General features: G+C 45.3%; 9 protein-coding genes. All 9 read left to right on the top strand.

Annotated features, from left to right (window positions below; all coding sequences use genetic code 11):
* On the top strand, nucleotides 1-1526 hold a 1526-nt coding region (locus RDN69_RS05190), incomplete at its 5' end, for an ABC transporter ATP-binding protein (protein WP_288218323.1).
* A 3-nt stretch (nucleotides 1527-1529) separates the two neighbouring features.
* Complete coding sequence (locus tag RDN69_RS05185; RefSeq protein WP_288218322.1) at nucleotides 1530-3266, top strand: ABC transporter ATP-binding protein; 1737 nt, start codon at nucleotides 1530-1532, stop codon at nucleotides 3264-3266.
* Nucleotides 3263-4090: an RNA methyltransferase gene (locus tag RDN69_RS05180; protein WP_024048950.1), complete on the top strand. Its 828-nt coding sequence runs from the start codon at nucleotides 3263-3265 to the stop codon at nucleotides 4088-4090. The genes RDN69_RS05185 and RDN69_RS05180 overlap by 4 nt, the downstream gene beginning before the upstream one ends.
* Complete coding sequence (larB, locus tag RDN69_RS05175; protein WP_273259657.1) at nucleotides 4047-4805, top strand: nickel pincer cofactor biosynthesis protein LarB; 759 nt, start codon at nucleotides 4047-4049, stop codon at nucleotides 4803-4805. The genes RDN69_RS05180 and larB overlap by 44 nt, the downstream gene beginning before the upstream one ends.
* Nucleotides 4802-5236, top strand: coding sequence for a nickel insertion protein (gene larC / locus RDN69_RS05170; protein WP_024048947.1), 435 nt, complete (start codon nucleotides 4802-4804; stop codon nucleotides 5234-5236). The genes larB and larC overlap by 4 nt, the downstream gene beginning before the upstream one ends.
* 163 nt (nucleotides 5237-5399) lie before the next feature.
* On the top strand, nucleotides 5400-6164 hold the full coding sequence (locus RDN69_RS05165) for a ribonuclease HIII (protein WP_288218321.1): 765 nt from the start codon (nucleotides 5400-5402) through the stop codon (nucleotides 6162-6164).
* A gap of 9 nt (nucleotides 6165-6173) precedes the next feature.
* Nucleotides 6174-7025 (top strand): ChbG/HpnK family deacetylase, encoded by an 852-nt coding sequence (locus RDN69_RS05160; RefSeq protein WP_024048945.1) that lies wholly within the window; start codon nucleotides 6174-6176, stop codon nucleotides 7023-7025.
* Nucleotides 7022-8044: a lysylphosphatidylglycerol synthase transmembrane domain-containing protein gene (locus tag RDN69_RS05155; protein WP_159821896.1), complete on the top strand. Its 1023-nt coding sequence runs from the start codon at nucleotides 7022-7024 to the stop codon at nucleotides 8042-8044. The genes RDN69_RS05160 and RDN69_RS05155 overlap by 4 nt, the downstream gene beginning before the upstream one ends.
* A gap of 6 nt (nucleotides 8045-8050) precedes the next feature.
* A complete protein-coding gene (locus RDN69_RS05150; protein WP_024047901.1) occupies nucleotides 8051-8500 on the top strand; it encodes an ACT domain-containing protein in 450 nt (149 codons plus the stop codon).
* The last annotated feature ends 162 nt before the right edge of the window (nucleotides 8501-8662 follow it).

Here is an 8662-nt window from a genome sequence, read left to right as displayed (position 1 = left end):
TGTGCAAATTTGGCTACCGCCTTTGCATTCTCGGTCAAATGCGCAAAAGTGAATATTTAATGCGGGATGCGATTGTCAAAAAATCCATCCGATTACCGGTGCAATTTTACGAAAAACATGGTCCCGGCAAAATCATGGCTTTACTTATCAATGACGTAACGTCGATCCGAATTGCATTCGGTTTAGGAATGCTGCTTTTGGTAGATGCGATCTTTTTAAACGGTTTGGCGCTTTGGATGATGGCAAGTCAAATCACATTAGCGCTGGCGGTGCGTGTTTTATTGCCGATGCCGTTAATTTTGCTGGCTGCAGTTTTGCTCGGACGTGTGGTGCGTAAACGGTTTCGTCATGTGCAGGACCTATTCAGTAATCTGACCGAATATACGCAAGAGCTGTTTCTCGGCTTGCCTATCATTAAAAGTCTTGTCGAAGAAGTATCCGTGGCACGATATTTTGCAACATTAAATGAAGAAAATATGCAGGGCAACTTATCACTTGCCCGCGTGCAAGCTGTATTTATACCGATGATGCGTATTTTGCCGATGATTTGTTATGCAGTTTCACTTTTTATCTGTGGCAGGCTGGTTATCAACGATGAAATTTCCGTCGGCGATTTTGTAGCTATTAACGGATATATCGGTATGTTGATCATGGCTACGATGGGAGTCGGAGGCTTGATTGCAGTGATGAATCGGGCCTTGGGCTCCTATGATCGTTTGCGCGAGTATTTTGAATGGCCGGAAGAACAGACGGCGGATGACTGCGCGGGCGATCGAGACAGTGTGCCTGCACAAGCAAAAGTTCGCGCAGAACATCTTACCTTTACCTATCCCGAAGCAGACACACCGGCGCTTTGCGATGTGAATCTAACTATTCCCGAAGGGGCATTTGTCGGGTTCGTCGGCGCACCGGGCAGCGGCAAGACTACATTTTTCAAATTGTTGCTTCGCTTGTACAATCCGCCGTCAGGTACGTTGTTTATTAATGACAAAGATGTGCGTTCGTACTGTTTAGAAGACCTGCGTGCGCTGAGCGGGTTTGTTCCGCAGGAGCAAATTCTTTTTTCAAAAACAGTGGCTGACAATATCACTTTTCCCGCCCCCGCGCAGGAGCAGGATATGGATTATGTCCAACAGTTAATGGATGATACGGCGATTTCACTTTCTTTGCAGGATCGTTTGCAAGGACCAAGCAGCAAATTGCAGGAAGCAGGTACGGATCTCTCCGGGGGACAACGGCAGCGTATCGGAATTGCTCGTGCTTTATACAAACGGGCACCCTTGTTGCTTTTAGATGACGTTTTTTCGGCACTCGATTTTCAAACGGCTGCGATGATTGAGGAAAGTATTTTAAAACTGCGCCGAAAATATACGATCCTTTTTATTTCCCAGCGCATTGATGCCTTGCGTGATGCCGATATTATCTTCGTCTTTAAAGATGGACACATTGTTGAACAAGGCACTCATGAGGAACTGTGGAATCGGCACGGCGAGTATTACGTTTTATATCATCAGCAGGAGGCATAAACGATGGCGAATAAACAACGAAAAAATCGCCGCGATTTGAAACAACTCCGGCTCTTGCTTAATTATGCAAAACCGTATTACGGTTGGTGGGTATTGGCTGGAATACTGGTAGCGGTGACAGTGGGACTCGATCTGTTGCGTCCGTACCTATTGAAATACGCAATCAGCGATATATTTCCCGTGAAAGATCTTACCGCTTTATATCGGGTCGGTTGGTTGTATTTGACAACGGTATTTCTAAGCGTCGGACTTTTATATGCGTTGAATTTTTCTTTGCAATATGTTGGGCAAAATATTATTTATCGCATTCGTCAAAACGTTTTCGAACGCATTTTAGTGCAGTCGGAAAGTTCGCTGAAACGCTACAAAACCGGTAATTTAGTCACCAAGGTAACGAATGACACAGATGCGATTCGCGCTCTTTTTATCGAGGTTTTAATTCCTTTTTGCGGTGACTTTTTAATGATGGTCGGCATCATTGTAATTTTGCTGCAAATGCATATGCGCCTCGCCTTGGCATCTTTGACGGTAATGATTTTACTGGGAATTGCGGTATATATTTTCCGCCAATACAGCCGTCGAGCGTATCGCAAAGTGCGTTCCTGTATTTCTGTTTCCAACAGTTTTATTCAGGAAGCGATGAGCGGTATCATGATTGTCAAATCATACAATGCGGAAAAAGCAGTCATTAAAGAGTATGATACGATTAATCAGGCCTATGTCACGGCAGGAATTCAGGAGGTCCGTACATTTTCCGTCTTTCGACCGTTTGTCGATTTTACTTATTTTATTTGTGTAGTGCTGATTTTAGGTTATACCAATTTAGCCGTCGATATTACGGATGCGGCACTCGTGTTTGTTTTTATTCAGTATATTGAGAAGTTTTTTGCTCCGGTTCGCGGTATGGCAGAACGCTACAATACCTTGCAGTCTGCCTTGGCGGGGGTTGATCGCGTGGGCGAAATGTGGGAGCAAACGAGCGTGACGGAAATTGACGATCGCCCGGATTTTGAAGAGCCGTTCAGGTCTTTGGAGTTTGAGAATGTCTGGTTCCATTATGGTGACGAGGAAAAATGGGTGCTGAAAGATGTTTCCTTCTATGTCGATAATGGAGAGTTGGTGGGTATTGCCGGCACTTCAGGGGCAGGTAAAACGACAGTGATGTCGCTTGCATTGCGCATGTATATTCCGCAACGGGGGCGTATTCTTTTAAACGACAAACCGATTGAAGATTATTCGATCGCCTCCACTCGTACACTCTTGGGTTACGTTTTTCAAAATCAGCATTTGTTTAAAGGTACGGTGGCGGAAAATATCAGCTTACATAATCCGACGTTAACACCGGAGCGGATTATTCATGCTTTGCAAAAAGTAAATCTTTGGGATGAAATTCAACAACTACCGCAAGGTATTTATACCCAGGCGGGATATCTGGGAAGCTTTTTTTCGGCGGGAGAGCGACAGGTGTTATCGTTAGCTCGTGTGATGGCGCGACGGTATCCGGTGTTGGTTTTGGATGAAGCAACTGCGAATATGGATAGCGCTACGGAAGAAAGAATTCAAAAATCCCTAGCCGGTATTCGCGGTGAACGTACGATTCTTTTGATTGCACATCGCTTGTCGACGATTCGGAATGCGGATCGTATTTATGTATTTCGGGAAGGTCGGATTATTCAGACCGGCACCTATCAGGAATTGGCCAATACATCAGGATACTTTCGGGAGTTGTTGGAATCGTGAAAAAAGAAATTTCCAGCTTACAAAATCCGCATTGGAAACGGGTCTGTGCGCTATCACAACGTAAATATCGTGAGCAGCACGGTTCGTTTCTGGTAGAAGGCGTACGTGCTGTGGAGGTTATCTTGCAATCGGCCGGTTTGCAATATGAGATCTGGGCTACCGAGGCGGGGCTGCAGGCGAGCGGCCTTACCATAGCGGAAAAGGTGCCTCTTTTTATAGTGCCTTCGAAAATGTTCAAAGCACTCGCGCAAACGGAAGCCAGTCAGGAAATTGCCGCAGTTGTGAAAACAGCAAGTTTACCGAAGGAAACAGACATACAATCAGGTCCCATTGCAGTATTGTGCGGTGTGCAGGACCCCGGAAATGCGGGGACAATAGTTCGTCTTGCGGCAGCGGCGGAGTGTGCCGCCGTTTGGACAACGAAAGGTACTGTCGATTTATTTAACGATAAAGCGGTGCGCAGTTCCATGGGAACTATTTTACAAATTCCTGTGGTGCAGCAGATTATTCCGAAAGATTTATATGATGCGGCCCGCAAACGGCAGATGCCGCTTTGGGCTACCACACTTGGTGAAAGTGTATCGTATGAAATGATGCCTTCACAGCGCAATGTTTTTTGGCTTTTCGGTAACGAAGGTAAAGGCATTCCTGAAGAAATTTTACAGCAGGCCGATGCGCGTTTCCATATTCCGATATCGCCTACTGTAGAATCACTTAATGTAGCCATGGCGGCAGCGATTATTTTATTTCATCATCGCTTGGTGAGGGAAGGGACAGGCTATGACGGAACCTCTCGGGAATTGGCTAAAAGCATGGAAAAATAATGCTCTTGATTTGGCTGAATTGGAAAAAAACATTCGGGAGTATTATGGTTTTACGGATATTAATCGCCTTTGTTGGGATGATAATCGCGTTCAGCGACAGGGGTTTCCCGAGGTGGTATTGGCCAGCGGGAAAACGCAAGAACAGCTTACAGAGTTACTTTCATATGCAATAAATCAAAGCAAGCCCTTGCTTTTGACTCGATTGAGTAAGGAAATGGGCGAATATTTACATACACTCGCACCGCAAGCCAAATGGGACGAGATTGGACGTGTATTTTCGTACGGCCAATGTTCTCATCAAACCATACGCTCTTTCGTGGCGGTAGTAACCGCCGGTGCCGCGGATGAAAGTGTAGCTCGTGAAGCGGTGGCAACACTTGAGTTTTTAGGCATTCCCGTGAAAGCATATTACGATCGCGGTGTGGCGGGGATACATCGCTTGCTGGCGGTTTGTAAAGAACTGAAGGATGCACAAGTTTGCATTGCGATTGCTGGTATGGAGGGCGCACTCCCTACGGTGATAAGCGGATTAATTTCGGCTCCGGTGATCGGCGTGCCGACTTCGGTGGGGTACGGTGTCGCGCAAAACGGCATGACGGCTCTTTTCGGGATGCTTACCAGCTGTGCAGATAAAGTCGCAGTGGTAAATATTGATAACGGTTATGGTGCTGCTCGAGTAGCTGCAGCAATTTGCCGAGAAAAGGATCCGTCATGAAACAATTGGAGACTAATCTGGATGACATGACGCCGGAAACGCTTGCCTATGTGCAGGAACGACTTTTGGCGTCAGGTGCGTCGGATGTTTGGTATATCCCGATTGTTATGAAAAAAAGTCGTCCGGCAGTTACCTTGTGTGTACTTTGTGAGGAAAAGCAATCGCAAGCGCTGGTTGACTTCATCTTGCAGGAAACAACCAGTTGGGGAGTACGCGAATTTACGTGTGAGCGAACGGTTTTACCGACGCAAGAAACAGAGATTTTCTTATACGGTGAATCGGTGCGCGTGAAGTACGCTCGCGTAGGAAACGAGTATAAATGTAAGCCGGAGTATGAAGATTGTGCCCGTATTGCACGAGTGCAAAACATGCCGTTACGACAGGTGCAAGCGGAAGCGAAAATGAAAGGGGAAGATAGGCTTGCCAAATGAGTCGCCGGATGTTCTGCGTCAGAAATTGGCTCAGCGTCTGAAGCAATATGATATAATAATAACTAATACAAAAACGATCCCGTACGGTATCCAGTGGAAAGTTGTGCGCGCTGAAAAGACGGCAATTTTAAACACTTATCACGGTAAAAAAGGCTTCCGACTGGTGATCCAAACCAAGGATCCTGAATGGAAAGAAGAACTGGAGGCCCTGGCAACCAATCTTAATTCGTCCGGCGCGGAAGTAAAGAAAACCAAAGCGGCAACGGAAGATAGAAAAGTAATTGACACGTATGTGATCGGTTGTGATGAATCCGGTAAGGGGGATGTACTGGGACCGCTTGTTGTCGCAGCCGTGTACCTTACCAAAGATCAGGCTCGAGAAGTAGTATCATGGGGCGTTCGTGACAGTAAAGAACTGACCGATCTCCAAATTACGAAATTAGCGCAACGTTTTCTGGATCAATATGAGGATCAAGCTGAAGTCACAATACTTGTTCCGCAATTATATAATGAAAAATATGCCGCTTACCAAAAAAACGGCAAAAACTTGAATGATCTTTTGACTGATTTGCATTTCGCCAATATGAAAAAATTATTACAGTGTTTTCCTGCTGAGCAAATTATTTTGGATCGTTTCGCTCGCGAAGAACTAATGCAAAAAAAATGGGCGACGGCGCAAATTACCGTGCCTCTTTTGCAAACGCCTCGCGGTGAACGATACCCTGCGGTGGCAATGGCGTCTATCTTGGCCCGTGCCGCATTTGTAGATACGCTGGCAGAGTTGGGAAGAAAATATTATACGACACTTCCCAAGGGGGCGTCGTTTATGGTGCGCCAGTTCTTGGCAAGTTTTGCACAAAAACATGCACAAAAAGACTTACAAATGATCGGCAAATGGCACTTCTCAACGTTTGACCGTTATCGATAAGGAGCCAATATGAAATTTTTAATTGTGAATGCGGATGATTTCGGTTTACATCCGTCTGTCAATGAAGCTATTGCTCGTGGTTTTCAAAACGGGATTATAACCAGCACAACTTTATTAGCAGGCGGCGCCGCTTTTGAAGACGCAATCGCCGTAGCAGAAACGTTACCGCGACTCGGAGTGGGCATTCATACTGCGTTAGTCGGTGGGATAGACCCGGTGGCGGATCCGGCGGAAGTCAAAAGTTTGCTTGACGAAAACGGTAAATTATTGGCCGACTATGGTGAATTCATTCGCCGCGATTTGGCCGGAGAAATTGATTACAATGATGTGTATCGGGAGCTTTCAGCCCAATTTGCGAAAATTGCGGAAACAAAATTAACTATTACACATGTCGACGGACACCAGCATTTACATGTCTGGCCACGTGTCTTACCGATTGTGTTGACCTTATGTGAGAAATATCATATTCGTGCGATGCGCATTCCGGCCGAAAATATTCGCTACGGTAAACATCTTGCGGATTGGCGTCGTTTGTTTGGAAAAACGGGCCTTACCGTGTTAGCGAATCGGGCACGACGTAAAATACATGCAGCCGGAATGGCGACGACCGAACATTTTTGGGGGATGATGGATGGCGGCCATTTGACGGAACGCAAATTGTTGCAACTTTTCCCGCAATTGCGAGATGGTTTCCATGAATTGATGTGCCATCCGGGCAGCAGCAACCTTCACCTGGGAGCTCAATATGGCTGGGAATATAACTGGGAAAAAGAGTACCAGGCGTTAACTTCGCCGAATGTTTATGAATTGTTGATGCATGAAGGCATTCACAGAATCAATTTTGGAGTGATCGGCGCATGAATCATACCGTCCGTAACGGTATTTTATTATTTGCACTGATTGCAATTGTGACCTTTTGCACGGTGTACTTTACCATCGACTTTACTACCTGGCACGCACTTACGTATTTTTCCGTTTCCAATATTATACTGGCGCTTGGAATTTGGAGTGTCGGTATGTATTTTGACGGTCTGCGTTTGCAACGTCTTGTGGCAATGAACGGTTATAAAGTGCGTCTGATCGGCATTATGCAGGTGATTTTCGGTAACTACTTTATGGGATTGCTGACCCCCGGCGCTGCCGGTGGTGCCATTGCACAAGTACTGATTTTGCGAAGCATCGGCGTACCGGTGGCTAAAAGCAGTATGATCGTTATCATCCGAACCATTTTTTCGATCCTGTTTTTAGTGTTTGCGTTACCGTTTGTCTTTTTCTTTGATCACTTGGACATTCCGTATATAGGTAACAGCACTTTGTTTTATATTGCGATAGCCTTTTTATTGGCTTGCTTATTCGGATTTTGGTTGTTCTCTGGGGCCTCTGGCAAAAAATGGACGTTTGTAATGTTGCATACTTGCGGTTTCTCAAAGCAACGTATTCGAAAATTTTTACGTTTTTTGAATGACTTAACCGTTACTTTACAGATTATGAAAGATCGCCCATGGGATACACTTCTTGTGTTTCTTTATTCCGGACTTAGTTTGTGTTGTATTTACGGTGTTTTACCGGCTTTGCTTTGGAAAAGTAATACCGCAGTCAGCAACTTGTTCCTGTTAGGGCGTATGATCGTATTAAATTTTATGCTTTACTTCGCGCCGACGCCTGGGGGCACCGGTATTGCGGAAGGATTTTTTGTACTTTTATTTAAAGGGTACGTGCCTCGGGGTACGGTAGGTTTACTTGCCGTCATGTGGCGTTTCATAGCAGAATATATTCCATTCTTTTTAGGGATGTATTTTATGTTAACTTTGTTCGGGAAAAAATATTTGTTGGGTAAGACCCAAGATCCGGGACACTTACCCCAACGGTTGGAGGAGTAAAACGCAGTGGATAACTCAAAAGATACCCAGTTTTATTTGGTCGATGAACGTATATTGCCCGAAGCAATCAAAAAAACGATTCAAGTCAAAAACCTTCTCAGTAACGGCGAAGCAAAAACGATTCATCAAGCCGTGCAAATGGCGGATTTAAGTCGCAGCGCTTACTATAAGTATAAAGATCGTGTAGAACCCTTTTACGAGGCAATTCAGGGACGAGTATTCAGCGTCTCTATTATGATTTCCCATGAGGCAGGCGTATTGTCTCGCGTATTGCAATTAATCGCACGGGAAAATGGAAGTATTATCACTATTAACCAGGGAATTCCACTGCAGGATATCGCCAATGTAACGATGTCATTTGAAACGAGGCATATGAAGATAAGCGTCGAGGATATTATCAGACGTATCGGTCGGATTAAAGGTGTTAAGGAAATAACTTTGATCGGACACGAATAAGGAGGCGGCGATGGAATCAATATATATTGGTATTTTAGGACTGGGTACAGTAGGATCCGGTGTTTTAAATACCTTGGAAAAAAATCGTGCGATCATTGAAGAAGATTTGTCCATCACTCCCAGCCGCAGTAGGTCCACCGTGACGCTCGACTTGCGATCCAC

Source organism: uncultured Negativicoccus sp. (assembly GCF_902480485.1).
GTDB classification, from domain to species: domain Bacteria; phylum Bacillota; class Negativicutes; order Veillonellales; family Negativicoccaceae; genus Negativicoccus; species Negativicoccus succinicivorans.
This window is presented reverse-complemented; position numbering and strand designations above follow the sequence as displayed.

What these genes read in the sequence shown, in the direction of transcription:
- RDN69_RS05185 (WP_288218322.1), top strand. Translation starts at nt 1,530, where the DNA reads ATGGCGAATAAACAACGAAAAAATCGCCGCGATTTGAAACAACTCCGG.
- larB (WP_273259657.1), top strand. Translation starts at nt 4,047, where the DNA reads ATGACGGAACCTCTCGGGAATTGGCTAAAAGCATGGAAAAATAATGCT.
- larC (WP_024048947.1), top strand. Translation starts at nt 4,802, where the DNA reads ATGAAACAATTGGAGACTAATCTGGATGACATGACGCCGGAAACGCTT.
- RDN69_RS05160 (WP_024048945.1), top strand. Translation starts at nt 6,174, where the DNA reads ATGAAATTTTTAATTGTGAATGCGGATGATTTCGGTTTACATCCGTCT.
- RDN69_RS05155 (WP_159821896.1), top strand. Translation starts at nt 7,022, where the DNA reads ATGAATCATACCGTCCGTAACGGTATTTTATTATTTGCACTGATTGCA.